This window comes from Streptomyces sp. NPDC104096 (assembly GCF_055584385.1).
On sequence record NZ_JBVJMD010000022.1, the window covers coordinates 72109 to 98423 of the forward strand.

At 72.8% G+C, this 26315-nt stretch carries 27 protein-coding genes; 16 read left to right on the forward strand and 11 right to left on the reverse strand.

Going from position 1 to position 26315, the window contains the following annotated elements:
* The first annotated feature begins 45 nt into the window (after window positions 1-45).
* Window positions 46-591 (forward strand): NUDIX domain-containing protein, encoded by a 546-nt coding sequence (locus tag ACZ60B_RS22760; protein ID WP_469389689.1) that lies wholly within the window; start codon window positions 46-48, stop codon window positions 589-591.
* A gap of 26 nt (window positions 592-617) precedes the next feature.
* Here ACZ60B_RS22760 and ACZ60B_RS22765 read toward each other — a convergent pair whose 3' ends face one another.
* Window positions 618-875, reverse strand: a complete 258-nt coding sequence (locus ACZ60B_RS22765) for a hypothetical protein (protein WP_469389691.1) — start codon at window positions 873-875, stop codon at window positions 618-620.
* A gap of 208 nt (window positions 876-1083) precedes the next feature.
* Window positions 1084-1944 carry a 3-hydroxybutyryl-CoA dehydrogenase gene (locus ACZ60B_RS22770; RefSeq protein ID WP_469389693.1) on the reverse strand — a complete coding sequence of 287 codons (861 nt, stop codon included), beginning with the start codon at window positions 1942-1944 and terminating at the stop codon, window positions 1084-1086.
* A gap of 173 nt (window positions 1945-2117) precedes the next feature.
* On the opposite strand from ACZ60B_RS22770, the gene ACZ60B_RS22775 reads away from it, so the two are divergent.
* Window positions 2118-3428 (forward strand): glycoside hydrolase family 10-like protein, encoded by a 1311-nt coding sequence (locus tag ACZ60B_RS22775; RefSeq protein ID WP_469389695.1) that lies wholly within the window; start codon window positions 2118-2120, stop codon window positions 3426-3428.
* A gap of 1 nt (window position 3429) precedes the next feature.
* On the opposite strand, the gene ACZ60B_RS22780 is transcribed toward ACZ60B_RS22775, so the two are convergent.
* Together ACZ60B_RS22780 and ACZ60B_RS22785 are read right to left on the reverse strand one after the other, a co-directional pair.
* Window positions 3430-3624: a DUF1918 domain-containing protein gene (locus ACZ60B_RS22780; protein WP_152893464.1), complete on the reverse strand. Its 195-nt coding sequence runs from the start codon at window positions 3622-3624 to the stop codon at window positions 3430-3432.
* A 26-nt stretch (window positions 3625-3650) separates the two neighbouring features.
* Window positions 3651-4643: a DMT family transporter gene (locus ACZ60B_RS22785; RefSeq protein WP_469389698.1), complete on the reverse strand. Its 993-nt coding sequence runs from the start codon at window positions 4641-4643 to the stop codon at window positions 3651-3653.
* Here ACZ60B_RS22785 and ACZ60B_RS22790 point away from each other — a divergent pair.
* The 3 genes from ACZ60B_RS22790 to ACZ60B_RS22800 all read left to right on the forward strand — a co-directional run bounded on the left by ACZ60B_RS22790 (window position 4642) and on the right by ACZ60B_RS22800 (window position 7343).
* Window positions 4642-6108, forward strand: coding sequence for an aminotransferase-like domain-containing protein (locus ACZ60B_RS22790; RefSeq protein ID WP_469389700.1), 1467 nt, complete (start codon window positions 4642-4644; stop codon window positions 6106-6108). The genes ACZ60B_RS22785 and ACZ60B_RS22790 overlap by 2 nt on opposite strands.
* A 17-nt stretch (window positions 6109-6125) precedes the next feature.
* Window positions 6126-6632, forward strand: coding sequence for a GNAT family N-acetyltransferase (locus tag ACZ60B_RS22795; protein ID WP_469389702.1), 507 nt, complete (start codon window positions 6126-6128; stop codon window positions 6630-6632).
* Between the two features lie 117 nt (window positions 6633-6749).
* Window positions 6750-7343 (forward strand): histidine phosphatase family protein, encoded by a 594-nt coding sequence (locus ACZ60B_RS22800; RefSeq protein ID WP_469389705.1) that lies wholly within the window; start codon window positions 6750-6752, stop codon window positions 7341-7343.
* On the opposite strand, the gene ACZ60B_RS22805 is transcribed toward ACZ60B_RS22800, so the two are convergent.
* Window positions 7325-7771 (reverse strand): DUF6314 family protein, encoded by a 447-nt coding sequence (locus tag ACZ60B_RS22805; protein ID WP_469389794.1) that lies wholly within the window; start codon window positions 7769-7771, stop codon window positions 7325-7327. The two genes, ACZ60B_RS22800 and ACZ60B_RS22805, sit on opposite strands and share 19 nt — an antisense overlap.
* A 118-nt stretch (window positions 7772-7889) precedes the next feature.
* Window positions 7890-8147, reverse strand: coding sequence for a hypothetical protein (locus ACZ60B_RS22810; protein WP_469389707.1), 258 nt, complete (start codon window positions 8145-8147; stop codon window positions 7890-7892).
* Between the two features lie 185 nt (window positions 8148-8332).
* On the opposite strand from ACZ60B_RS22810, the gene ACZ60B_RS22815 reads away from it, so the two are divergent.
* Window positions 8333-10816 carry an alpha-L-arabinofuranosidase C-terminal domain-containing protein gene (locus ACZ60B_RS22815; RefSeq protein WP_469389709.1) on the forward strand — a complete coding sequence of 828 codons (2484 nt, stop codon included), beginning with the start codon at window positions 8333-8335 and terminating at the stop codon, window positions 10814-10816.
* Here the strand turns inward: ACZ60B_RS22815 and ACZ60B_RS22820 are convergent.
* The gene (locus tag ACZ60B_RS22820; RefSeq protein ID WP_469389710.1) at window positions 10803-11240 is read right to left on the reverse strand and encodes a carboxymuconolactone decarboxylase family protein; all 438 of its coding nucleotides are present in this window, start codon (window positions 11238-11240) and stop codon (window positions 10803-10805) included. The two genes, ACZ60B_RS22815 and ACZ60B_RS22820, sit on opposite strands and share 14 nt — an antisense overlap.
* 397 nt (window positions 11241-11637) lie before the next feature.
* On the opposite strand from ACZ60B_RS22820, the gene ACZ60B_RS22825 reads away from it, so the two are divergent.
* From ACZ60B_RS22825 to ACZ60B_RS22870, 10 genes are all read left to right on the forward strand, one after another.
* Window positions 11638-14493, forward strand: coding sequence for a YfhO family protein (locus tag ACZ60B_RS22825; protein WP_469389713.1), 2856 nt, complete (start codon window positions 11638-11640; stop codon window positions 14491-14493).
* Window positions 14494-14516: 23 nt separating this feature from the next.
* Window positions 14517-15467 (forward strand): glycosyltransferase family 2 protein, encoded by a 951-nt coding sequence (locus tag ACZ60B_RS22830; protein WP_469389715.1) that lies wholly within the window; start codon window positions 14517-14519, stop codon window positions 15465-15467.
* Window positions 15467-15961: a GtrA family protein gene (locus tag ACZ60B_RS22835; RefSeq protein ID WP_469389717.1), complete on the forward strand. Its 495-nt coding sequence runs from the start codon at window positions 15467-15469 to the stop codon at window positions 15959-15961. Before ACZ60B_RS22830 ends, ACZ60B_RS22835 begins: the two co-directional genes overlap by 1 nt.
* A 45-nt stretch (window positions 15962-16006) precedes the next feature.
* Entirely contained in the window at window positions 16007-17035 is a 1029-nt protein-coding gene (gene argC / locus ACZ60B_RS22840) for an N-acetyl-gamma-glutamyl-phosphate reductase (protein WP_469389719.1), read from the forward strand.
* Window positions 17032-18183, forward strand: coding sequence for a bifunctional glutamate N-acetyltransferase/amino-acid acetyltransferase ArgJ (gene argJ / locus ACZ60B_RS22845; protein WP_469389721.1), 1152 nt, complete (start codon window positions 17032-17034; stop codon window positions 18181-18183). Before argC ends, argJ begins: the two co-directional genes overlap by 4 nt.
* The gene (gene argB / locus ACZ60B_RS22850) at window positions 18180-19085 is read left to right on the forward strand and encodes an acetylglutamate kinase (RefSeq protein WP_450665969.1); all 906 of its coding nucleotides are present in this window, start codon (window positions 18180-18182) and stop codon (window positions 19083-19085) included. Before argJ ends, argB begins: the two co-directional genes overlap by 4 nt.
* A complete protein-coding gene (locus ACZ60B_RS22855; RefSeq protein WP_469389723.1) occupies window positions 19082-20269 on the forward strand; it encodes an acetylornithine transaminase in 1188 nt (395 codons plus the stop codon). Before argB ends, ACZ60B_RS22855 begins: the two co-directional genes overlap by 4 nt.
* 19 nt (window positions 20270-20288) lie before the next feature.
* Window positions 20289-20828 (forward strand): arginine repressor, encoded by a 540-nt coding sequence (locus ACZ60B_RS22860; protein WP_152887942.1) that lies wholly within the window; start codon window positions 20289-20291, stop codon window positions 20826-20828.
* 143 nt (window positions 20829-20971) lie between these two features.
* Entirely contained in the window at window positions 20972-21559 is a 588-nt protein-coding gene (locus tag ACZ60B_RS22865) for an RNA polymerase sigma factor (RefSeq protein ID WP_469389725.1), read from the forward strand.
* Window positions 21549-22316 carry a hypothetical protein gene (locus ACZ60B_RS22870; RefSeq protein WP_469389727.1) on the forward strand — a complete coding sequence of 256 codons (768 nt, stop codon included), beginning with the start codon at window positions 21549-21551 and terminating at the stop codon, window positions 22314-22316. Before ACZ60B_RS22865 ends, ACZ60B_RS22870 begins: the two co-directional genes overlap by 11 nt.
* Window positions 22317-22423: 107 nt before the next feature.
* Here ACZ60B_RS22870 and ACZ60B_RS22875 read toward each other — a convergent pair whose 3' ends face one another.
* From ACZ60B_RS22875 to ACZ60B_RS22890, 4 genes are all read right to left on the reverse strand, one after another.
* Entirely contained in the window at window positions 22424-23299 is an 876-nt protein-coding gene (locus ACZ60B_RS22875) for a serine/threonine-protein kinase (protein WP_469389729.1), read from the reverse strand.
* Window positions 23296-25134, reverse strand: a complete 1839-nt coding sequence (locus tag ACZ60B_RS22880) for an ABC transporter ATP-binding protein (RefSeq protein WP_469389731.1) — start codon at window positions 25132-25134, stop codon at window positions 23296-23298. Before ACZ60B_RS22880 ends, ACZ60B_RS22875 begins: the two co-directional genes overlap by 4 nt.
* Window positions 25135-25220: 86 nt before the next feature.
* On the reverse strand, window positions 25221-25418 hold the full coding sequence (locus ACZ60B_RS22885) for a hypothetical protein (RefSeq protein WP_469389733.1): 198 nt from the start codon (window positions 25416-25418) through the stop codon (window positions 25221-25223).
* A gap of 110 nt (window positions 25419-25528) precedes the next feature.
* On the reverse strand, window positions 25529-26269 hold the full coding sequence (locus ACZ60B_RS22890; protein ID WP_469389797.1) for an FAD:protein FMN transferase: 741 nt from the start codon (window positions 26267-26269) through the stop codon (window positions 25529-25531).
* Between the last annotated feature and the right edge of the window lie 46 nt (window positions 26270-26315).

Below are 26315 nucleotides of genomic sequence, written 5' to 3' on the forward strand. Positions count from 1 at the left end.
TCCTGCTGCGATATTGCCACTTACTCAGCGGAAGGTGGCAGAACCGTGCAGTGGACGAAACAGAACGAACAAACTGTGTATGAAAACCGCTGGTTCAGGGTCAATCTCGCCGATGTCGAGCTTCCGGACGGCCGGCATCTCGACCACTTCCTCATACGGCTGCGGCCCGTCGCCGTGGCCACGGTGGTGAACGAGGCCAACGAGGTCCTCCTCCTGTGGCGCCACCGTTTCATCACCGACAGCTGGGGGTGGGAACTCGCGGCGGGCGTCGTCGAGGACGGCGAGGGCATCGCCGAGGCGGCCGCCAGGGAACTGGAGGAGGAGACCGGCTGGCGGCCGGGGCCTCTGCACCACCTCATGAGCGTGGAGCCGTCCAACGGGCTCACCGACGCCCGGCACCACGTCTACTGGGCCGACGAAGGGGAGTTCATCGGGCATCCCGTGGACGACTTCGAGTCGGACCGCCGGGAATGGGTCCCCCTCAAGCTCGTCCCCGACCTGGTCGCCCGCGGTGAGGTCCCGGCCGCCAACATGGCGGCCGCGTTACTGCTGCTGCACCATCTCAGGCTCGGGCAGGACGCCGTGCCCTGAATCCCCCGGGGCGTCCCGGCCGACGGCTAATGGCCGAGGGCCTGCCAGACCGTCACGGCCAGTGCGCCGATCGCCGTGACGGCCGCGATCGAGGGCAGGGGCCAGCGCGCGTGTTCCAGCGAGCCGAGCCGGGTGCTCAGCTCGTCGAGTTCCTTGACGGTCTCCTCGGTGCGGTGGGTGAGCAGAGCCAGTCCGCCCTCGACGCGGGCGTACGCCACATCGAGGCGGCGTCGTAACTCTGCGAGTTCTCCATGGACGACGGGATGCTCGGGATCGGCGGTCATGTGTCCGCTCCTTTCCGGGGTCGTCTCACATCCCTTGCATGTGCATGAAGAGTCAACTCGCCTGGTCGGCGCGTGGGGAGAGTGTGCGGGCGGCATATGCGGGCCCGCCGCGCACACGGGGTGTGAATGCCGCGGGCCCGGCACCTTCCCAGGTGCCGGGCCCGCGTGGCGTAGCTCGGTGTAGTCGGCCGCGGGGCCGACTGCCGCATCAGCCGTAGGTGTAGAAGCCCGAGCCGGTCTTGCGGCCGAGGCGGCCGGCGTCGACCATGCGCTGGAGCAGCGGGGGAGCGGCGTACAGCGGCTCCTTGTACTCCGCGTACATGCTGTTCGCGATCGACACGATGGTGTCCAGGCCGATCAGGTCGGACAGCTTCAGCGGGCCCATCGGGTGGGCGCAGCCCAGCTCCATGCCGTTGTCGATGTCCTCGCGGCCGGCGATGCCGGACTCGAACATCCGGATGGCGGAGAGCAGGTACGGCACCAGCAGCGCGTTGACCACGAAGCCGGAGCGGTCCTGGGCGCGGATGGCGTGCTTGCCGAGCACCTTCTCGGCGAAGAGCTGCGCCCGGCTCAGCGTGCCCTCGGAGGTGGTCAGCGCCGGGATCAGCTCGACGAGCTGCTGCACCGGGGCCGGGTTGAAGAAGTGGATGCCGATGACCTGGTCCGGCCGCGAGGTGGCGACGGCCAGCTTCACCAGCGGGATGGAGGAGGTGTTGGACGCCAGGATGGCGTCCGGCCGGGTCATGACCTGGTCCAGGACCTGGAAGATCTCGGTCTTGACCTGCTCGTTCTCGACGACGGCCTCGATGACCAGATCGCGGTCCGCGAACTCGCCGAGGTCGGTGGTGAAGCTCAGGCGTGCCTGGGTCGCCGCCAGCTCCTCCTCGGTGATCTTGCCGCGCTCGGCGGCCTTGGTCAGGGAGGTGAACAGCCGGGTGCGGCCGTACTCCAGGGCTTCGCCGGTGGTCTCGGCGACCTTGACGTCCAGACCGGCGCGGGCGCAGACCTCGGCGATGCCCGCTCCCATCTGGCCGCAGCCCACCACTCCGACGCGTTCGATGTCGGTCACATCGTCCCTTTCGCTGCGCTGATCCACGACGGTGGCAGGTCTGCCGGGTTCGGTGCCTGCTCCGTTCGTGCACGTTACCGCCAAGTATCGATGATCGATCGTCCGGGTGCGGCATCCTTGCCGCCAAGACGTTCCGTGACCGCGCGGTTCCAGCGCGCAGGGGGGTGCTCGACGTGCTGCGACCGACCCGGCGGACGTTCACGCTGGCGGCCCTGACGGCACTGACGACCGGCCCGGAGACGGGCGCGACCGGGACGGAGCCGGCCGGGCGGCGGACCGGGGCCCGGGAGCCCGCGCGGGCGGCCGCTCCGGGGGAGCGGGGCGCCCGGCGCGCGGCCGGCGCGACGGGCGGCGCGGCCGGGGAGATGCGGGGCGTGTGGCTGGCGACGGTGGGCAACCGCGACTGGCCCTCCCGCCCCGGGCTGAGCGCCACCGTCCAGCGCGCGGAGCTGATCGCCCACCTGGACACGGCGGTGCGCAACCGTCTGAACACGGTGATCTTCCAGGTGCGGCCGACGGCGGACGCGCTGTGGCCCTCCCCGTACGAGCCGTGGTCGCGGTGCCTGACCGGCGTCCAGGGCCGCGATCCGGGCTGGGACCCGCTCGGCACGGCCGTGGCGGAGGCGCACGCCCGGGGGCTGGCGCTGCACGCCTGGTTCAACCCGTACCGCATCGCCTTCGACACCGATCCGGCGAAGCTCGTCGCCTCCCATCCGGCCCGGCGGCACCCGGACTGGGTGGTGGCGTACGGCGGGATGCTCCACTACAACCCGGGTCTGCCCCAGGTGCGCGCCTTCGTGCAGGACGCGATGCTCGACGCGGTCGCCCGCTACCCGGTCGACGGGGTGCACTTCGACGACTACTTCTATCCCCGCCCGATGGCGGGCCAGTCCTTCGACGACGACGCCGCCTACGACGCCCACGGCGGGGACTTCCCCAACCGGGCCGCCTGGCGCCGCGACAACGTCGACCGGCTGGTCCGGGGCACCGCGGACCGGATCCGGCGGACCCGGCCCGGCACCCGGTTCGGCATCAGCCCCTTCGGGGTGTGGCGCAACGCCGCGACCGACCCCCTGGGCTCCGACACCAGGGCGGGCGTGCAGACGTACGACGACCTGCACGCGGACACCCGCAGATGGGTCCGCGAGCACTGGATCGACTACCTGGTCCCGCAGCTCTACTGGCACATCGGCCTGCCCGCCGCCGACTACGCGAAGCTGCTGCCCTGGTGGGCGGAGGTCGCCCGGGGGACGGGCACGGACCTGTACGCCGGTGAGGCGCTGTACAAGGCCGGTGACCCGGCGCAGCCCGCGGCCTGGCAGGACCCGGCCGAACTCTCCCGCCACCTCGCGCTCGCCGCGGATGTCCCGCAGGTGCGCGGCCATGTCTTCTTCGCCGCCCGGGAGCTGGCGGCGGATCCGGTCGGCGCGATGGCGCGGGTGGTCGCCGACCACTACCGGCAGCCGGCAGGCCCCCCGCGCTGACTCACCGCTCCTTGTCGGGGTGCCGGACCTCGCAGTCGGGGCCGGGCGACATCACTGCCTCGTGTCCGTCGGGGAAGCGGACGCGGTAGGGCGGGTTGCCTTCCGTGCCCATCACCTCGACGACTTCCGATACCTGATCGTGTTGGCCGACCACCCTGCCGTGCTGGACAAGCCGGTCGCCTTTGGTTGCGCGCATCTACGGGCCTCCTCACCAGTGCGCGCTCAGCCGCGCGCCCGCTGGGTGACGGCGATGCAGACGAGCACGGCGGCGGCCGTCAGCGGGGCGGCCGGCGTGAGGTGCTCGCCGAGCAGCAGCACCGACCACACCAGTGTGAGCAGCGGCTGTGCCAACTGCAACTGGCTGGCCTTCGGGATGCCGATGGCGGCCATCCCCCGGTACCAGACGACCAGGCCCAGGAACTGCGAGCCGGCCGCCACCCACAGCAGTCCGGCCACGCTGTGCACGCTGAACTGCGGCGGCTGGTGGACCAGGGCCGCGACGGCCACGGGCACGGTCAGCGGCAGGCACAGCACCAGCGCCCAGCCGATGACCTGCCAGCCCGGCAGCTCACGGGCCAGCCGGCCGCCCTCGGTGTACCCGGCCGCGCACACCAGCAGCGCCGCGAAGAGGTAGAGGTCGGCGGCGGTCAGGGCGCCTCCGCTCTGCTGCACGGTGAAGGCGACCACGGCGGCGGCGCCCGCCAGCGCCGCCGCCCAGAAGGTGCGCGAGGGCCGGGCGCCGACGCGCAGGGCGGACAGCAGCGCGGTCGTCAGCGGGAGCAGGCCGACCACGACGGCGGCGTGCGCGGTGGTCGAGGTGCGCAGGGCGAGCGTGGTGAGCAGCGGGAAGCCGACGACGACCCCGGCGGCGACGACCGCGAGCCCCGGCCAGTGCCGGCGGGCGGGCGGCGACACGCGGAGGGCGAGCAGGGCGCCGCCCGCGATCAGCGCCGCGAGCACGCTGCGCACGGAGACCAGGGCCCAGGGCCCGAAGCCCTCCAGGCCCCAGACGGTGGCCGGGAAGGTGAGGGAGAAGGCGACGACCCCGAGCGCGGCCTGCGCCAGGCCCGCGGTGGAACCGGGGGAGGAGAGACCGGGGGAAGGGGCGCCCGCGGCGGAGACGTCCGGGGAACCGGTGCCGACGGGGGCGGCGCCAGGGGCGGGGGTGTCGACCGCTATCCGGGTCGATGCAGTAGCGCTACTCTGTGCTCTCATGTATGAGCGTAGCAGTGTAGGAGAACTGGCGGAACAGCTGAGAAGGGAGCTCGACCGCTACTCTCCCGGTGGAAAGCTCCCGTCGAGCCGGGCCCTCGTGGAGCGGTTCCGGGTGAGTCCGGTGACCGTCTCGCGCGCCCTCGCCCAGCTCGCCGCCGAGGGGCTGGTGGTCACCCGGCCCGGCGCGGGCGCGTTCCGCGCGCGCCCGCGCACCGGTGCCGCGCCCGCCGGTGACACCTCCTGGCAGGAGGTCGCCCTCAGCGCCGACGGTGCCGCCGACCTCGTACCGCGCACGGTGGACGCCTCCGGGGTCACCGTCTCGCTGGCCGCGCCACCGCCCGGGGTGATCGAGTTCAACGGCGGCTATCTGCATCCGGCCCTCCAGCCCGAGCGGGCCATGGCCGCGGCCCTGTCGCGCGCCGGGCGCCGCCCCGGGGTGTGGGGGCGGCCGCCCATGGAAGGGCTGCCGGAACTGCGCGAGTGGTTCGCCCGCGACATCGGCGGATCGGTCACGGCCGCCGAGGTGCTGGTCGCCGCGGGAGGCCAGGCGGCGCTGACCACCGCGCTGCGCGCGCTGGCGCCGCCCGGCGCCCCGGTGCTCGTGGAGTCGCCCACCTACCCCGGGATGCTGGCCATCGCCCGCGCGGCGGGACTGCGCCCGGTACCCGTCCCGGTGGACGCGGACGGGGTGCGGCCGGACCTGCTTGCCGACGCCTTCCGGGCCACCGGCGCCCGCGTCCTCGTCTGCCAGCCGCTGTTCCAGAACCCGACCGGCGCCGTGCTCGCCCCGGCCCGCCGCGGCGAGGTGCTGGGCATCGCCCGCAAGGCCGGCGCGTTCGTCGTCGAGGACGACTTCGTGCGCCGGCTCGTGCACGAGGACGCCGGCGAGCTGCCGCGGCCGCTCGCCGCGGACGACCCGGACGGCGTGGTGGTGCACGTCGGCTCGCTCACCAAGGCCACCTCGCCCAGCTTCCGGGTCAGCGCCCTGGCCGCACGCGGCCCGGTCCTGGAACGTCTGCGCGCCATCCAGGTCGTCGACAGCTTCTTCGTCCCCCGGCCGCTCCAGGAAGCCGCCCTGGAACTCGTCGGATCGCCTGCCTGGCCGCGCCATCTCCGCTCGATCTCCTCGGAGTTGAGAGCCCGTCGCGAGGCGGTGACCACCGCACTGCGGCTGACCCTGCCCGAACTCGCCCTGCCGCACGTCCCGTCCGGCGGCTACCACCTCTGGCTGCGCCTTCCCGACGGCACCGACGAGGCCGCCCTGGTCGCCGCGGCCCTGCGCGCGGGCGTCGCGCTGACCCCCGGCCGTCCCTACTTCAGCGCCGAACCCCCGGCCGGACACCTGCGGTTGAGCTTCGCGGCCGTCGCGGGCCCCGGGGAGATCACCGAGGGGGTGCGGCGGCTGCGCACGGCCTGCGACGAGGTGCTCCCGGCCTCCGGAAACCCTTCGACACGCGGCGCCTGAGCTGTGAGGATCCCGCCATGACCGACCTCCGCGACACTCCCGACCCCGCCACCGCCGACACGTCCGAGACCCGCGACGTACCCGTCGCGCCCGACACCCACGGGCTCGTCGAGGGGTACGAGATCTCCACCGACCCGGACCGCGTCGACGTCGGGCGCGTGCACCACTGGCTGTCCACCGACGCGTACTGGGCGATCGGACGGACGCGGGAGAAGCAACAGAGCGCGATCGCCGGATCGCTCAACTTCGGCGTGTACGACACGGTTTCCGGCGAACAGGTGGCTTATGCCCGAGTGATTACCGACCGGGCGACCTTCGCCTGGCTGTGCGACGTGTACGTGCACGCGTCGGTGCGCGGCAAGGGGATCGGCACGGCCCTGGTGGCCGCCGTGCGCGACCGGCTGCGGCCGTACGGACTGCGCCGCATCCTGCTCGCCACCCACGACGCCCACGGGGTCTACGAGAAGGTGGGCTTCCGGCCGCTGGACCGCCCCGACCAGTGGATGATCCACACCTTCGAGTGACGCTTTGGTGTGACTTGCCCGGCAGGTCCTGACGTTCGGGTATAGAGATGATGCACCGTCGGTAACGCACGGCCGGGACCCCTTGACCGGTGGGCCCGGGCGGCTCACGATCGCCGCATGGCACTTCGGGTCACTTTCGTCGCAGCCGCGCACAGTTCCCCGCTGCTCGCCGAGCGCTTCGACGACGACCGGCCGCTGGACCAGGCGGGCTGGCAGGAGGTGCAGCGAGTGGCCGCCGAACTGCTGCCGCTCGCCGCCGCCGAACTGCGCTACTGCTCGCCGAACCCGCGCAGCCGTGCCACCGGGGACGCCCTCGGCTACGCGCCGCTCGTCCAACTCGCCCTGCGGGACTGTGACATGGGCCGCTGGCGCGGGCTGACGATCGGCGAGGCGATGGCCCGGGAACCGCAGTCCGTGGACGCCTGGCTCGCCGACCCGCGCTCCGCCCCGCACGGCGGTGAGCCGCTGCTCGCCTTCATCTCCCGGGTCGGCGGCTGGCTGGACACCCGCCCGGTCGAGGACGGCGGCCGCATCGTCGCCGTCGCCGAGCCCTCCGTGATCCGCGCGGCCCTGGTGTACGCCTTGCAGGCACCGCCGTCGACGTACTGGAACATCGACGTCCGGTCCCTGTCGGCGATCACCGTGAGCGGCCGCGCGGGCCGCTGGCACCTTCGCTTCGACTCCACGTCCGCTCAGCCCTCGCGGACGTAGTCGGTCGTCAGCACGAGGTCCTTCGCGGGGCCGCCGACCCGCCAGACCGTCCGCCAGTGGTCCTCGTCCCGGACGGTGAACTCGCCGCGGTAGAAGTCGGCGGCGCAGGGGTGGTCGGCCACGTACCGCCCGGACGTCAGGTCCAGGTGATGGAAGGGCCGCCCGTCCGCGAACCGCACGTCCGCCGTGCCGGGGGCCGCGCCCGGCAGGAACCGCAGGGTCCGCTCGGCGGGCCGGGCGACGCCCCGCCAGACGAACCGGCCCGTCTCCCGGTGCAGCAGTCCGCCGCCGTCCAACGGGCCGAAGTCGGTGACCCCCTCGAAGCGCCCCTCCTCGTCCCCGGCGAGATCCCGCACGGTGCGCTCCACCCGCCAGCGCCCGGCCAGATGGGCCAGCACGTCGGGCACGGGCCGGAAGCCGCCCGGCACCTCGGGCACGGGCCGGAGACCGTCCGGCACCTCGGGCACGGGCCGGAGACCGTCCGGCACCTCGGGCACGGGCCGGAGACCGTCCGGCACCTCGGGCACGGGCCGGAGACCGTCCATGTCAGCCCCGCCTCGTCGGCCGGCGGCGGCGCCATCCGTCCGGCGAGTCGACGGGCGACCTGCGCCGCGCCTGGGCCTGGATCTCGTGGTACGAGTCATGACCCGTCGCGCGGAACGCCTCCTCGTACGAGGCCAGCGCCGCCACCAGACCCGCACCGGCGGTGCCGCGTCGGCGGATCCGCCGCGCCAGCCAGGTGAAGAGCCCCAGGACGACCGCCAGGCAGCCGGCCGTGGCCAGGTAGGGAAGCAGCACATGCATGGCCTCGACCCTATGTCCTGGCCGCCCGTGCCCGGCATCCCCCCGCCACGGGAGCCGACGCCCGTCCCATTGACGCGCTCATGCCTCCTCCTTAGGGTGCCGTTCGAAGTGCTGACCGACGTTCGTAATGTCGAACGACTTGCACCTCCCACAGCTCACAACTCCTACCGAGTCGCGGAGTGTCCATGTCACGCACCATCCGAACCTGGCGGCGGCCCGTCCTCGCCGCCGTCGCCTTACTGCTCGCCTCGGCCGGGCTTTCCGCGCCCGCGCACGCCGAGGACGTCACCGACTACACGATCACCGTCGACCCGGCCGCCCGGGGCGCGAAGATCGCCGACACGATGTACGGCGTCTTCTTCGAGGACATCAACCGCGCGGCCGACGGCGGCCTGTACGCCGAACTCGTACAGAACCGCTCGTTCGAGTACTCCACCACCGACAACCGGTCCTACACGCCCCTCACGTCCTGGACGGTCACCGGCGGCGCCCAGGTCGTCGACGACGCCGGCCGCCTGGCCGAGCGCAACCGCAACTACCTCTCGATGGACGCCGGTTCGGCGGTCACGAACGCGGGCTACAACACCGGCGTCAGCGTCCGGGAGGGCAGCGGGTACGACTTCTCGGTCTGGGCCCGCAGCACCGGCGGCAGCACGCTCACCGTCACCCTCCAGGACGCCGACGGCACGCTGGCGAACGCCCGCCGGGTGACCGCCCGGGGCGGCTGGGCCAAGTACACCGCCACGTTCACCGCGAGCCGCACCAGCACCACCGGCCGGCTCACCGTGGCCTCCACCGGCGCCGCCGCCCTCGACATGGTGTCGCTGTTCCCGCGCGACACCTACAAGCACGAGCCCAACGGGCTGCGCAAGGACCTCGCCGAGAAGATCGCCGCCCTGCACCCGGGCTTCGTGCGCTTCCCCGGCGGCTGCCTGGTCAACACCGGCTCGATGCAGGACTACAGCGAGGCGTCGGGCTGGCAGCGGGCCCGGTCCTACCAGTGGAAGGACACCGTCGGCCCGGTCGAGCAGCGCGCCACCAACGCCGACTTCTGGGGCTACAACCAGAGTTACGGACTCGGCTACTACGAATACTTCCGTCTCGCCGAGGACGTCGGGGCGATGCCGCTGCCCGTCGTGCCCGCCCTGGTGACCGGTTGCGGTCAGAACCGGGCGGTCGACGACGAGGCCCTGCTCCGGCGGCACATCCAGGACACCCTCGACCTCATCGAGTTCGCCAACGGGCCCGTCACCTCGACCTGGGGCGGGCTGCGTGCCCGGATGGGCCACCCCAGGCCCTTCCGCCTCACCCACATCGAGGTCGGCAACGAGGAGAACCTCCCGGTCGAGTTCTTCGCCCGGTTCCAGGAGTTCCGCGCCGCCATCGCGGCCGCGTACCCGGACATCACCGTCGTCTCCAACTCCGGCCCGGACGACGCCGGTACGACCTTCGACACGGCCTGGCGGCTCAACCGGGAGGCCGGCGTCGCCCTGGTCGACGAGCACTACTACAACAGCCCGCAGTGGTTCCTCCAGAACAACGACCGCTACGACACCTACGACCGCGGCGGCCCGAAGGTGTTCCTCGGCGAGTACGCCTCCGGGGGCAACGCCTTCAAGAACGGCCTCGCCGAAGCCGCCTACATGACCGGCCTGGAACGCAACGCGGACGTCGTGCGACTCGCCTCCTACGCACCGCTGTTCGCCAACGAGGACTACGTCCAGTGGAGCCCGGACATGGTCTGGTTCAACAACCACGCGTCCTGGGGCTCGGCCAACTACGAGGTCCAGAAGCTGTTCATGACCAACGTCGGCGACCGTGTGGTGCCCAGCACCGCCACCACCACCCCGTCCGTCAGCGGCCCGATCACCGGCGCCGTCGGCCTCTCGACCTGGGCGACGACGGCCGCCTACGACGACGTGAAGGTGACCGGCGCGGACGGCACGGTCCTGCTCGACGACGACTTCGGCACGGACGCGTCCCGGTGGACCCACACCGGCGGCGGCAGCTGGAGCGTCGAGGACGGTCGGTACGTCCAGAGCGACGTGGCCGCCGAGAACACCATGGTCTCGGCCGGGGACACCGCCTGGCACGACTACGACCTGAGCGTGAAGGCCGTCAAGAAGTCCGGCAAGGAGGGCTTCCTCGTCGCCTTCGGGGTCCAGGACACCGGCAATTATTACTGGTGGAACCTCGGCGGCTGGAACAACACCACCAGCGCCGTCGAACAGGCCGTGGACGGCGGCAAGTCGACACTGATCGCCAAGCCCGGGACCGTCGAGACGGGCCGCGCCTACGACATCGACATCAAGGTACGCGGCCGCCAGGTGACCCTCTACCTCGACGGCGAGGAGTGGGGGAGCTTCACCGACGACAAGCCGGCCGAGCCGTTCCGGCAGGTCGTCACCGAGGACCGGAAGACCGGTGACCTGATCGTCAAGGTCGTCAACGCCCGCTCCTCGGAAGCCCGTACGGCGATCGATCTGGGCGGCGCCCGGGTCGCGGACAAGGCGCGGGTGACCACGCTGGCCGCCGCCCCGGACGCGGTGAACACCGAGACGCGGACCGAGGTGGCGCCGGTGACGTCGACCTTCACCGGCGTCGCCGACCGGTTCACCTACACCTTCCCCGCGGACTCCGTCACCTTCCTGCGGATCAGGCGGAGGTAGCCGGGACATCGGTGGGCTGCTGCCCGAGCGGCAGCAGCCCACGCTCGGCGAACACCTTCTTCGCGGCGAAGGTCGCGTTCAGCGCCCTCGGCATACCGCAGTAGACGGCCGAGTGCAGCAGCGCCTCGGTGATCTGCTCGGGCGTGAGACCCACGTTCAGGGCCGCGTTCACATGCACGTCGAGCTGCGCCTCGCAGCCGCCGAGCGCGGTCAGGACGCCCAGGGTCACCAACTGGCGGTCCCGCGGGGCGAGTCCGGGCCGGTCGTAGATCTCGCCGAAGGCCCAGGAGACGACCTGGTGGCCGAGCTCGGGGCTGATGTCGTCGAGCGCGTCGACGACCCGCTGCCCGGCCTCGCCGTCGACCCTCTTCAGGACCTCCAGGCCATGGGCGAAACGCTCTTCACGGGTGCTGTTCGGGTTCATGGCGCAGACCGTAGGAGTTGGAGCGCACTCCAGGTCAAGCCGAGCCGCGCACTGCGGTCCTCCGCCCCGGAAATCGCACTGCGGTCCTCCGCCCCGGAAATCACGGCCGCCCGTCCCCGTGATCGCGGTCCAACACCCCGGTAATCGCATGCGGGACGAATTCCATTATCCGAGTGTTCTCCCGGCGTTAACCGGGCTGTTCGTGCGACCCCTGCCCGATTTCTAAAGGACCTTCACCAATTCCCCTCCACGGCACAACCATTCGGAATCCAGACCCGTCTAAGGCGGCGGATCGATAATGCGGGGGAAGTGACGCCCCTGGACGAGACGCCATGTGTGCCACTTCCCCGGGGGGCCTGCGGACAATGGAACGCCCGACTTTGCTCACCGCCTCTCCATGTGGCATTCCTCACAGGAACACGCGGCGCCGTCCGTACCGGAGCAGGGTGTGAAACAGACCGCCTCCCCGGTGCCGCCGAGCGCACCCGCACCGTCCGCCCCGGCGCGGTCCGGCCGGACCCCCCGGTTCCGTCTCCGGCTCCGGCCGCCCCGCCCGGCCGTCCGGCCGGAACAGGCCGCCGCCCTGCTCGCGGCGGCCGTCGCGGTCCTCGTCTCCTGCGTCGCCGACGTCGTGGCGCGCAGCTACCCCTTCGGGCCGCGCAGCCGCAACGTCAGCGACCTGGGAAACCAGTACGTGCCGTTCCACGCGCACCTGTGGGACCTGCTGCACGGCCGGGCCGACGGCGGCCTGCTGATGAACTGGCGGTCCGGGTTCGGCTCCAGCTTCCTGCCCGACCTCGGCACCTATCTGGGCAGCCCGTTCGCCCTGCTCGTGGGGCTCTTCCCGCGGGACGAGATCGACCTCGCGGTGTACGTGATCACCGTGCTGAAGACGGCCTGTGCCGGCGCGGCCATGGCCTGGCTGCTGCTGGCGCTGCGGCCCGGCCGCTGGTGGGCCGCGGGACTGCTCGGCGCCTCCTACGCCCTGTGCGGCTGGAGCGTGCTGATGGCCACGGTCAACCCGATGTGGCTCGACGGACTCATCGCGCTGCCGCTGCTGTGCCTGGTCGGCGAATGGGCGCTGCACGGACGGCGGCCGGTGCTCGGGGCGCTGGTCGTGGCTCTCGCCTGGATCGCCAACTTCTACACGGCGTACATGGCCACCCTCGGCGCCGGTCTGGTGCTGCTGCTGCGGCTGTCGCTGTCCGGCCTCCCGGTGCGGCGACTGCTCGTGGCGGCGGGCCGGGCGGTGCTGAGCGCCGTGCTCGGCATCGGACTGGCCGCGCCGCTGGTGGTCGTCGTGTACTTCGGCACCAGGCACGCCTATCCGGGCCGGGTCACCGAGTTCCGGCCGCTGGCGTTCGAGTACCTGCTGGCCCACCTGCTGCCGACGTCGTACAGCTTCAGCAGCCCGGCCGCCTACGTGGGCACCGCGGCGCTGCTGCTCGCCCTCGCCCTGCCCTTCCACCGGGCCGTTCCCCTGCGGGTGCGCGCCGGGTGGACGCTGCTGGTGGTGGCGATGACCCTGTCGATGCGCTGGGGGCCGACCCATCTGGTCTGGCACGCCTTCGCCACTCCGCAGGGCAGCGCGTACCGGCAGACCTTCGTGCTGTGCGGGATGCTGGTGATCGCCGCCTGGACCTCGCTCTCGTACGGTCCTCCCGGTCCGCGCGCGCTGCTCGCGGTGGCCGGGCTGCTCGGTCTGGTCATGGCCGGGGCGGCGGGCAGCATGCCCGCGCGCCACTCCTTCACCCTGCCGATCGCCCTGCTCGCCGCTCTGGCGGCGCTGACCGGGCTGGCCCTGCTGGGCCGCGCGCAGGCCACGGACGACCCGGGCGACCTGGACGGCCCGGGCGGCACGCCGCGCCCGGACGGCACTGCCCGTCCGGGTGGCGCTCCCCGCCCGGGCGGCCGCCGCCGCGCCGTCCTCGCCGGGACGGCCGCCGTCCTGCTGCTCGGCGGACAGTTCGGCGAGGCCGCCGCCACCTCCGCGGTGGCCGCGCGGTCGCGGGCGGCCGGCATGGACGACCACAGCCCCTGGGGCGCCCGCCGGCAGACCCAGGCGGAGCTGATCGCCGAGGCCGACGGCTGGCCCCGCTACCGCACCGACCCGGGCCGGGAGCAGACCGTCGCCAACGACCCGATGGTGGTGGGCGGCCAGGGCGCCCAGTACTACAGCAGCCTCACCTCCGACGTCCTCAGCCGCACCCTCACCGCGCTCGGGGACGGCTGGACCTCCCGGGGCCGCAACCTGCAGAGCCTGGACAACGCCGTCACGGACGCGATCTTCTCCGTCGGCGCCCGGGTGCACTCCCCGCCGGACCCGGACCAGAAGCGGTTCCCCCAGGACGGCAGCCGGACCACCGTGTCCCGGCAGCCGGTGCCGCCGCTGGTCACGGTGCGGCCGTCCGGCACCGGCGCGGACCTGCCCGCCTTCGGCCCGTCCCCGTACCGCAACCAGGAACTGCTGCTCGGCACCCGCGTCTACACCGTGCCCCGCCTGACCGTGCGCACCGCCGCCGGCACGCCGGCGCGCCGCAGCGCCGACGGGCGCCCCGGCGCGCGCCTCGGCCCGGTCGCCCCCGGGACCACCGGGCGGCCGACGGTCACGGCCCACTGTCGGCCCGGCAGCGAGGTCTACCTGTGGGCACCGCGCTTCGCGGGCACCGCCCGCCTGGCCGGTGCCCCGGAGACGGCCCCGACCGGCCGCTTCCGCTCCGACCGCCTCGCCACCGCGATCGCCTCCATGCAGCGGCTCGGCCGGGTGCCCGCCACCGGACACCTCACGATCGAGCTGTCCCCGGACGGGACGAGCGTCGTCCCGGACGGCGCGGTCGGCTGCCTGGACACCGCCCGGCTGCGCACCGCGGTCGAACACCTCACGGCGACCGGCGCCACCGAGGTGAGCGTCTCCGACGGCACCGTCCGGGCCGTGCTGCCCGCGGGCAGCCGCGGAACCGCGGTCCTGGCGGCCCCGCGGATCGCCGGCTGGCGCTGCGCCACGGGCGCGGCCGCCCCCGTACCCGCCGAGAGCTACCACGGACTGATCGCCGTCCCGCTCGACGGCACCTCGACCAGTCTCACCTGCACCTTCCACCCGCCCGGGCTGCGCCTGGGCGCCACGGTCGGGGGTGTGTCGCTGCTGGCGCTGGCCCTGCTCGGCGCGCTCACCGCCGTCCGCGGACGGCGGGCGAGGACACCCTCGACGACCACCCGACCGACCGACCGAGCCGACGCACGAGTGGCGCTCTGACGCCGCGCCACAGGGGGAGAACCATGCTCATCTCGATCGTCGCACCCTGCTACAACGAGGAAGACGTCATCGAGCGCTTCCACGACCACGTCCAGCGGGTCGCGGAGGAGCTCCTGCCACGCGGTCACGACATGGAGTTCGTGTACGTCGACGACGGCAGCCGCGACCGTACGCTGGCGGTCCTGATGCGGCTGGCGGCCCACGACCCGCGCGTGCGCTACGTCTCCTTCAGCCGGAACTTCGGCAAGGAGGCGGCGCTGCTGGCCGGACTGCACCACGCCTCGGGGGACTGCGTGGTCGTCATGGACTCGGACCTCCAGCACCCGCCCGAACTGATCACCCGCATGGTGGACCTGTGCGAACAGGGCTTCGACCAGGTCATCGCCAAGCGCACCCGGAGCGGCGACCGGATGCTGCGCACCGTCACCGCCCGGCTGTACTACCGGCTCGTCAACCGGCTCGTCGACGTCGAGCTCGTGGACGGGGCGGGGGACTTCCGGCTGCTGTCCCGCCGCGTGGTGGACGCGGTCCTGTCGCTCAGCGAGTACAACCGCTTCTCCAAGGGCCTGTTCGCCTGGGTGGGGTTCGCCGCCACCACCTTCGAGTACGAGAACGCGGTGCGCGAGCACGGCCGCAGCTCGTGGAGCCTGCGGGGTCTGCTCAACTACGGGATCGACGGACTGCTGTCGTTCAACAACCGTCCGCTGCGGGCCGCGCTCTACCTCGGCATGGCCCTGCTGCTGTGCGCCGGGCTGTACACGGCGTGGATCGTGGTCGCCGCACTGGTCAACGGCGTGCAGACGCCCGGCTATGTCACGGTCATCACCGCTGTCACGGCGCTCTGCGGGGTCCAGATGACCATGCTGGGGGTCATCGGGGAGTACACGGGCCGGATCTACTACGAGGTGAAGCGGCGCCCGCACTTCCTGGTGAAGGCGACCAACGTACGACGAGTGGAAGACCTGATTCAGTGATGCCCGCCGAGAGACGGCGCCCCGTGCGCCGGCAGATCCTCACCTTCGCCGTGATCGGTGTGGTCAACACGGCCACGTACTACGGTCTTTACCTTCTGTTTCTCATCTCCTTGCCCTATCTGGCCGCTCATGTGTTTGCATTTTTACTGAGCATGACCGGTTCTTTCTTTCTCAATGCGCGCTTCACCTATCGGACCCGGCCGACCTGGCGGAAATTCCTGCTGTTCCCGCTGACGAATGCGGCCAATTTCCTGATCACCACGGCGGGCGTGTACGTGATCGTCGACGTCCTGCACCAGGGGAGCCGCTTCGCCCCGCTCGCCGCGTCCATGGCGGCGGTCCCGGTGACGTTCGTGGTCTCCCGCTGGGTCATGTCGTCCGAGCGGTCTGCCGTCCGGGATCCCGAGAGGCCCGCCGCCACGGATCCCGGGGCGGATCCCGGGGCGGGTGCCGTCCGGGACGCCGGGAGGGGCGCCGTCCGGGAGATTGCATAAACGTGCAGCGATACGTATAGTCATGCCATCCAGGAGGAGGGTGACATGGCGGTACGAGCAGCGGTGGCCGGAGCGAGCGGATATGCGGGCGGAGAGGTCCTGCGGCTCCTCCTCGCGCACCCCGAGATCGAGATCGGCGCCCTGACCGGCAACACCAACGCGGGCGAGCGGCTCGGCGCGCTCCAGCCGCACCTGCTGCCGCTGGCCGACCGGGTACTGGCCGCGACCACGCCCGAGACGCTCGCCGGGCACGACGTCGTCTTCCTCGCCCTGCCGCACGGACAGTCCGCCGCCGTCGCCGAACAGCTCGGCCCGGACGTCCTCGTGGTCGACATGGGCGCCGACTTCCGGCTCAAGGACGCGGCCGACTGGGAGCGGTTCTACGGCTCCGCGCACGCCGGTACCTGGCCCTACGGCCTCCCCGAACTTCCGGGTGCCCGCGCCGCGCTGGAGGGGTCCAAGCGCATCGCGGTGCCCGGTTGCTACCCGACCGCCGTCACCCTCGCCCTGTTCCCCGCGTACGCCGCCGCACTGGCCGAGACCGAGGCCGTGGTCGTCGCCGCCTCCGGCACCTCCGGCGCGGGCAAGGCACCCAAGGCGCACCTGCTGGGCAGCGAGGTCATGGGCTCCATGACGCCCTACGGCGTCGGCGGCGGCCACCGGCACACCCCCGAGATGATGCAGAACCTGGCCGCGGCCGCGGGTGAGCCGGTCACCGTCTCCTTCACCCCGACCCTCGCGCCGATGCCCCGCGGCATCCTCGCCACGTGCAGCGCCAAGGCCCGGCCGGGCGTCACCGCCGAATCGGTGCGCGCCGCCTACACCAAGGCCTTCGCCGACGAGCCCTTCGTCCATCTGCTCCCCGAGGGCCGCTGGCCCGCCACGGCGTCCGTCTACGGTTCCAACGCCGTTCAGGTGCAGGTCGCGTACGACGAGGCGGCGGGCCGCATCATCGCGATCAGCGCCATCGACAACCTGACCAAGGGCACCGCGGGCGGTGCCGTCCAGAGCATGAACATCGCCCTGGGACTCGACGAGACCACCGGGCTTTCCACGATCGGAGTCGCACCGTGAGCGTCACGGCAGCCAAGGGATTCACGGCGGCGGGCATCGCCGCCGGGATCAAGGAGAACGGCAACCCCGACCTGGCCCTCGTGGTCAACGAGGGGCCCCGCCGCGCCGCCGCCGGCGTCTTCACCTCCAACCGTGTGAAGGCCGCGCCGGTGCTGTGGTCCGAGCAGGTCCTCAAGGGCGGCTCGGTCACCGCGGTCGTCCTCAACTCCGGCGGCGCCAACGCCTGCACCGGGCCGAAGGGCTTCCAGGACACCCACGCCACCGCCGAGAAGGTCGCGGACGTCCTCGGCCACAACGCCGCCGAGGTCGCCGTCGCCTCGACCGGGCTCATCGGCGTCCTGCTGCCCATGGACAAGCTGCTGCCGGGGATCGAGACCGCGGCCGCCGCCCTCGGCGAGCACGGCGGCGAGAAGGCCGCCATCGCCATCAAGACCACCGACACCGTCCACAAGACGTCCGTCGTCACCCGGGACGGCTGGACCGTCGGCGGCATGGCCAAGGGCGCCGGCATGCTCGCCCCCGGCCTGGCCACCATGCTCGTCGTCCTGACCACCGACGCCGACCTCGACAGCGACGTACTGGACCGGGCCCTGCGCGCCGCGACCCGTACGACCTTCGACCGGGTCGACTCCGACGGCTGCATGTCCACCAACGACACCGTGCTGCTGCTCGCCTCCGGCGCCTCCGGCAGCACCCCCGGGTACGCGGAGTTCGCCGAGGCGGTACGGACCGTCTGCGACGACCTCGGCCAGCAGCTCATCCGGGACGCCGAGGGCGCCAGCAAGGACATCAAGGTCGAGGTGGTCAACGCCGCGACCGAGGAGGACGCCGTCGAGGTGGGCCGCTCCATCGCCCGCAACAACCTCCTCAAGTGCGCCATCCACGGCGAGGACCCCAACTGGGGACGCGTGCTGTCCGCGATCGGCACCACCTCCGCCGCCTTCGAGCCCGACCGGCTGAACGTCGCCATCAACGGCGTCTGGGTGTGCAAGGACGGCGGCGTCGGCGAGGACCGCGACAAGGTCGACATGCGCTACCGCGAGGTGCACGTCGTCGCCGACCTCGCGGCCGGCTCCGAGACCGCCACCATCTGGACCAACGACCTCACCGCGGACTACGTCCACGAGAACAGCGCGTACAGCTCATGAGCACCACACGCAGGCACACCGCCCTGCCCAAGGCCGAGATCCTCATCGAGGCGCTGCCCTGGCTGACCCGGCACAACGGCAAGACCGTCGTCGTCAAGTTCGGCGGCAACGCCATGATCGACGACCAGCTCAAGGCCGCGTTCGCGCAGGACATCGTGTTCCTGCACCACGCCGGCCTCAAGCCGGTCGTCGTGCACGGCGGCGGCCCGCAGATCAGCGCGGCCCTCGACCGGCACGGCATCGTCAGCGAGTTCAAGGCGGGCCTGCGGGTCACCACCGAGGACGCCATGGACGTCGTACGCATGGTGCTGGCCGGGCAGGTCCAGCGCGAGCTGGTCGGACTGCTCAACCAGCACGGCCCGCTCGCCGTCGGCCTCACCGGCGAGGACGCGCACACCATCACCGCCACCAAGCACCGGCCCGAGATCGACGGCGAGCCGGTCGACATCGGGCGGGTGGGCGAGATCACCGCGATCGACACGGGCGCCATCGAGGCACTCCTCGCCGACGGCCGCATCCCGGTCGTCTCCTCGATCGCCCGGAGCCAGGACGACGGACATGTCTACAACGTCAATGCTGATACGGCGGCTGCGGCACTCGCTGCTGCACTGGGGGCCGAGACCCTCATGGTCCTCACCGACGTCGAGGGACTGTACGAGGACTGGCCGCACAGCGACGAGGTGATCAGCCGCCTCACCGCCGCCCAGCTGGAGAAGCTCCTGCCGGAGCTGTCGTCCGGCATGGTGCCGAAGATGGAGGGCTGCCTGCACGCCGTACGCAACGGCGTGAACACCGCCCGCGTCATCGACGGCCGGGTCCAGCACTCGATCCTGCTGGAGATCTTCACGGACGAAGGCATCGGCACGATGGTCGTGCCGGACGAGGAGGGGGAGAACGCATGACCGCCAACGAGGACCTCACCCAGCGGTGGCAGGGCGCGCTCATGAACAACTACGGCACCCCGCGGCTGCCCCTCGTACGCGGCGCGGGCACCCGGGTGTGGGACGCCGACGGCAAGGAGTACGTCGACTTCGTCGGCGGCATCGCGGTCAACGCGCTCGGCCACGCCCACCCCGCGGTCGTCGAGGCCGTCAGCCGGCAGATCGCCTCCCTCGGCCATGTCTCCAACCTCTTCGTCGCCGAACCGCCCGTCGCCCTCGCCGAACGGCTGCTCCAGCACTTCGGCCGGGACGGCAAGGTCTACTTCTGCAACTCCGGCGCCGAGGCCAACGAGGCCGCCTTCAAGATCGGCCGGCTGACCGGGCGGACCCACATGGTCGCCACCCAGGGCGGCTTCCACGGCCGCACCATGGGCGCGCTCGCGCTCACCGGCCAGCCCGGCAAGCGGGAGCCGTTCCTGCCGCTGCCCGGTGACGTCACCCACGTGCCCTACGGCGACGCGCAGGCGCTGGCCGCCGCGGTGACCGAGGAGACCGCGCTGGTCGTCATCGAGCCCATCCAGGGCGAGAAGGGTGTCGTCGTCCCGCCCGCGGGCTATCTGAAGGCCGCCCGCGCGATCACCGCCGCCACCGGCGCGCTGCTCGTCCTCGACGAGGTGCAGACCGGTGTCGGCCGCACCGGGCACTGGTTCGAGTACCAGGCCCACGAGGGCGTCCTGCCCGACGTCGTCACGCTCGCCAAGGGCCTCGGCGGCGGGCTGCCGCTCGGCGCGACCGTCGCCTTCGGACGCGCCGCCGAACTGCTGGGCCCCGGCCGGCACGGCACGACCTTCGGCGGCAACCCCGTCGCCTGCGCGGCCGGACTCGCCGTCCTCGACACGATCGCCGCGGACGGTCTCCTCCAGAACGTCAAGAACCAGGGCGAGCGGCTGCGCGCCGGGATCGAGTCGCTCGGCCACCCGTCGATCGACCACGTCAGGGGCGCCGGACTCCTGCTGGGTATCGTGCTCACCGAGCCGCTCGCGCAGCAGGTGCAGCAGGCGGCCCAGGACGCCGGTTTCCTCGTGAACGCGCCCGCACCCGATGTCGTACGGCTGATGCCGGCGCTGAACCTCGGCGACGACGACGTGGACGCGCTGCTCAGGGCGATGCCCGGCATCCTGGACGTGGCCAAGGGGGACGGATGATCCGGGGAATGAGACGACGATGAGCCAGGCGCAGGACCACGACCAGACCGGGGGACCGGCCGTACCGCAGACCCGCACCGCACGCCACCGCCGGATCGTGGACATCCTCAACCGGCAACCGGTGCGCTCCCAGAGCCAGTTGGCGAAGCTCCTCGCCGACGACGGGCTGACCGTCACCCAGGCGACGCTCTCCCGGGACCTGGACGAGCTCAACGCGGTGAAGATCCGCAACAACGACGGCGACCTGATCTACGCGGTCCCCAGCGAGGGCGGCTTCCGCACCCCGCGCGCCCCGCTGGGGGAGTCGGCGAAGGAGGAGCGCATGCGGCGCCTCTCCCAGGAGCTGCTGATCTCCGCGGAGGCCTCCGCCAACCTCGTGGTCCTGCGCACCCCGCCGGGGGCGGCCCAGTTCCTCGCCTCGGCGATCGACCAGGCGGAACTGCACGACATCCTGGGCACCATCGCCGGCGACGACACCCTGATGCTGATCAGCCGGAACCCGACCGGCGGGCAGGCGCTGGCCGACCATCTGCTGCGACTGGCGCAGAACGGCCACTGACCCGGCTGACGGCTGTCCGTCGGCGGCTGTCGGCTGCCGCCGGTCGACGGGTCGTGGCCGCCGGAGGACCGGCGCAGAATGGAAAGGTGATCTTCCGCGGCGGCCGGGCAATCTCCTGCCGGAGGCGGACCGTATACAAGGGTGTGCCGAGTTTCCGGTTCCCCGTGGGCCGTCTCCCGGACGAGGCTCTGCTCGCCGGGCTGGCCACCGGTGACCCGGAACTGGCCGTGACCTTCGTACGGAGGTTCCAGCGCACGGTCTTCGGTGTCGCCATCGCCGTCACCGGGGACCCGCAACTGGCCGAGGACATCGCCCAGCAGACCTTCGAGCGCGCGTGGCGGCACGCCCAGATCTACGACTCCCGCCGGGGCTCGGTCACCACCTGGCTGACGACGATCGCGCACAACCTCGCCATCGACGCCGTCCGCGCCCGGCGCGCCGAGCCGGTGGCACCCGAGGACCTGGACGCCCTCCTCGACGCCGTGACCGACACCCCCGAGGAGTGGGCGCTGGCCGACGAGGCCTCGTCCCGGCTGCGGGCCGCCGTGGCACGGCTGCCCCGGGAACAGGGCCGTGCCCTGGTGATGGCAGGCGTCTACGGCATGACGGCCCGGCAGATCGCCGACCGGGAGCAGATCCCGCTGGGTACCGCCAAGACCCGGATCAGGACCGCGATGGGGAAGCTGCGCGGCACCCTCGCGGCGCCGAATCGAGGGGACCATGTCCAATGACGTGACCTGCGAGAGGCTGCGGGAGATCGGCGCCGAGCTGGCCCTGGGCGTACTGCCCGGCCGGGAACGGGCGGAGGCGGTCGCGCATCTGGACCGGTGCGCCGCCTGCCGGGAGTACGTCGAGCACATGACCCTGGTGGGCGACGGGCTGATCGGTCTGCTGCCGGGCCGCGAGCCGCCGCTCGGCTTCGAGACCCGGGTGGCGCGCGCGCTGGAGAAGGACGCGACGGCGCACGCGGGCGAGACGCGCCCGCGGGCGACCGGCCCCGCCCGCGGTCCGCTCCGGGGCCGGCTGCGGGCCGTCCGACTGCGGACCGCGTCCGCCGTGGCCGCGTTCGCCCTGGCGTCCGGCGTCCTGGGGTGGGCGGTCGGCACCGCCGTCGAGAACGTCACGGCCTCCCCGCCCGCGCACGCCCCCGTGACGGCCGAGGCACGCCTGCTGATGGGAGACCTGATCTCGACCGCCACCGCCCGCCCGGCCGGCGACGTCTACGCCCACCCCGGCGAGCCGGGCTGGATCTACATGTCCGTCGATCTCGCCGCCGCCGGTACCCCGTACTCCGGGCAGGTCCGCTGCGCGCTGGAGCGCTCGGACGGCAGCACGGTCCGGGTGGGCACCTTCGCCCTGCGCAACGGATACGGCGAATGGGGTGCGGCCGCCTCCGTCGACCCGGCGACCCTCACCGGGGCCCGGCTGACCGCACCCGACGGCACGGTCCTCGCCACCGGCCGCTTCACCGGCGGCACGACGACCTGACCTAGGGGGGCGATCCGGCCTCCGGGGCGACCTGTCCCCGGCACCGACCGCCTCCCGGCGACGGCCGTCCCCAGCGACGACATGCGCCTCCGCGGCCGGTCGACGGCTCAGTCGCGGCGGGCCCGGCGGCGGGCGGGGCCGGGCAGGGTCGCGTCGAGCACGGCGGCCAGTTCGCCGACCGAGGGCCGGGTCGAGGGATCGGCGCGCAGACAGCCGTCGACGGCCGCCGCGAGCGCGCCGGGCAGCCGCCGCCGGACGGCGACCGGCGGGACCGGGCACGCGTCGTACCCGCCGGACGCGCCCCGGCCGCCCGCCTGCGCCGTGCCCGCGCTGCCGCCGTCGGCCGGTACGTCGTAGGCCGGTACGTCGCCGGTGGCGAGTTCGTACAGGGTGATGCCGATGCCCCACACGTCGGCGGCCGTCGACAGCGGGCCGCCGCGGGTCTGCTCCGGCGCACGATAGCGGGGGGTGCCCACCCTCGGGGGCGCGGGACCGGGCGGCCGGGCGGAACTCAGGTCCAGCACCTTGGCACGGCCGAGCTCCACCACGACGTTCGACGGCTTGAGGTCCAGGTGCAGCAGCCCCCGGCCGTGCAGATAGCGGACCGCGGAGCACAACTGCACCCCGAGCAGCGCCACGTCGGCGGCGGACGGCCGGCGCCGCAGACGGTGCACGAGGTGGGACAGCGTCTCGCCGGTCAGGGTCTCCAGCACCACCAACGGCTGCGGCGAATCGAACGTCTCGTACGCGCGGACCAGATGCGGATGGCTGAAGTCCCGCAGCCACCGGCCCTCCCGCAGCAGCCGTTCACCCAGGGCGGCCGGGTCGCGGCAGTCGGGACGCAGGGCCTTGAGCACACAGCGGCAGTCCCGTTCCTCGCTCCAGACGTCGTAGACGTCGAGCCAGCCGGTGCGGGCCAGCGGGGCCAGGACCTCGTACCCCAAGACCGGCCGGGCACCGGGCGCCAGCGGCGGGACGCTCATGGCAGCACCGCCCCCGGGGTCGTGGTACCGGCCAGGGCGTGCAGCCGGTGCAGCCGGGCGTACGGGCCGCCGCGGGCGAGCAGACCGGCATGGGTGCCGCTCTCGACGACGCGGCCGTGGTCGAGCACCACGACGCGGGTGGCGTCCCGGACGGTCAGCAGATTGTGGGAGATCACGACGGTCGTCCGGCCCGCCATGAGCCGGCGCAGCGGGTCCATGATCCGTAGGCTCGAGCGCACGTCGAGGCCCGTGGTCGGCTCGTCGAGGAGGAGCACCGGCGCGTCCCTGATCATCGCGCGGGCGATGGCCAGCCGCTGGCGCTGCCCCCCGGAGAGCGCGCGGCCGCGCTGGCCGACCGGAGTGTCGTAGCCCTGGGGCAGCGCCTCGACGAACTCGTGCGCGTCGGCGGCGCGGGCCGCCGCGACGATCTCCGCCTCGGTCGCCCCCGGCCGCCCGTAGGCGATGTTCTCCCGTACGGTGCCGTGCAGCACGAGCGTCTCCTGGAGGACCACCGCGACGCTGTCCCGCACGTCGGCCAGGCACAGCTCGCGCAGATCCGTGCCGTCGAGGCGGACGCTTCCCCGGTCGGGGTCGTAGAAGCGCAGCAGCAGCCGGGCGGCCGTCGACTTCCCGGCCCCGCTGGCCCCGACCAGCGCCAGCGTCTCGCCGGGCGCCACGTGGAACGACACCTCCGACAGCGCCCGGGACGGCGTTCCGGGATAGCGGAAGCAGACACCGTCGAACTCCACCTCGCCCCGGGCCCGGCCGAGCCGCCGGGCCCGGGCCCGCTCGACCACCTGAGGCCGCTGGTCGAGGAGTTCGATGATCCGTTCCGCCGAGGCGGACGCCGCGTAGAACGTGGTGCCGAGCCGGGACAGGCCGCGGACCGGGCCGTAGAGCTTGCCGATCAGCGCCAGGAAGACCAGCAGGCCGCCCAGCGTGAGCTGCCCCTGGGCCAGCTTCCAGGTACCCAGACCCAGGACCGAGAGGACGCCGCACACCTCGATGAGCTCGACGACGGGCGCGTAGACGGCGTGGATCCGCGCCGAGGCCATCGCGGCCCGGAACCGGCCGGTGTTCTCCCGCTCGAACCGGCGCTGCTCCCAGTCCTGCCGGTTGTACGCCTGCACCAGGGCGACATTGCCCAGCGTCTCCTCGGCGACCGCGCCGAGCGAGCCGCTGCGCAGCCGGCGCTCCCGGGCCGCGTCCTTGACCAGCCCGGAGAAGTGCCGGGCCGCGGCCCAGAACAGCGGGACGAGGACGAGGGCGAGCAGGGTCAGATCCCACTGGAGGACGAACAGCAGGCCGAGGAAGACGCCCAGGCGCACCAGACAGGCGAGGGCGTCCGTCACCCCCGACAGCAGGAAGGTCTCCACGGCGTCGACGTCGCCGGTCAGACGCGACAGCACGTCCCCGAGCCGACGGCGTTCGAAGAAGCCGAGCGACAGACCCTGGACGTGCCGGAACACATCGGAGCGCAGGGTCAGCAGGAAGTGTTCGCCGACCCAGGTGGACGTCACGTCGTCGGCGAACCCGAGCACGCCGGAGCCGACGACGAGTGCCAGGTACATCGGCGCGATCCACCGCAGCGGTCCGACCGCCCGGGGTACGAGCACGTCGTCCACCAGGATCTTGAAGAGCCAGAGCTCGGCGGCGTCGAGGCCGGGGCCGACCAGGGTGAAGAGCACGACGGGAACGAACCAGCGCCGTCCGCCGCGGGTGTAGGGCCAGAACCGGCGGAACACCGCGAGCGGAGGCACCGGGGGCGCGGCCGCCACCACGTCGGAGGTCTCGCCCGCCGACATGAGCCGTCGCAGTCGTGAGGCATGCGCCATGAGGGAGGTCCCGCGGGGTCCTGCGGGGGAATCACCCGGCGGACCGGGGCCCTGGGGTCCCCGGTCCGTCCGGTGCGCGGCCGCGGTCAGTAGCCGCCGTGGCCGTGGCCGTGGCCGTGACCGTGGTCGTGGTCGTGACCGAAGCCGTGGCCGTGACGGTGGCCGTGGTCCTCGAAGTCGCCGTGGTCGTGACCGTGTCCGTGCATCGAGCTGTCGTCACCGTGCGAGCTGAAGTCGCCGTGGTCGCGGCGCACGGCGGGGATGAGATTGCGGAAGATGGACATGACGTTCCTCCTGGAACTTGCTGCACAGGAGATACGTTCCAGAACCGGCGGGGGATGGCGTTCCGGGGCAAAAGCCTGGAAACGGCCGACGGGCGGGACCTGAGCGGTGCTCAGCCCAGCCGGGCCCCGAGCCCTCCGGTGCACCGCACCTCGTCGCCGGCCGTGATCAGCAGCGCCTCCACCTCCGGCAGCTCCTCCAGCCAGTCGAGCGCCTGGCGCGAGCCCATCGCGAAGGCGGCCGTGGCCCAGCAGTCGGCCCAGGTCAGCGAGGGGCCGACCACGGTCACGGCCACCAGGTCGGTCACCGCCGAACGCCCGGTGCGCGGATCCACGATGTGCGCGCCCCGCTCCGCCGTGCCGGAGGTGGCCACCGCCAGCCGGTCCGTCCCGGCGGCCGAGATCACCGCCGCGAGCCCGCCCGGCCGGAGCGGGTCGGACACCCCCACGCGCCACGGCCGCTGCGGCCCCGGGGTGCCCGACAGCTGGACGTCGCCGCCACCGTTCACGCTCACCCCAATCACCCCGGGGACGGCCGCCAGCCGCCGGGCGGCCCGCTCGGCCGCCCAGCCCTTGACGATCCCGGTCGGGTCCAGACGCCCCTGGTACGTGGTGCTGAACCAGCCCTCGCTCAGCCGTTCCGCCTGCGCGCCCAGCTCCAGCACCTCGGCCACCTCGGGAGCGCACTCCTCGACGGACAGTTCGCCCCGGGCCAGCCGGGAGAGCTCGCTGTTCTCGCGGTAGGTGCTGAACACGTCGTCGGCCCGGTGCAGTTCGGCGACGGCCGCGTCGAGCGCGGCCCGCACGGCGCCGGGCTCCCCGCCCCGGACGTCGAAGGAGAAGACGGTCCCCATGACCTCCTCCGCGTGCCGTACCGGGGCGGGATCCTGCGCGGAACCG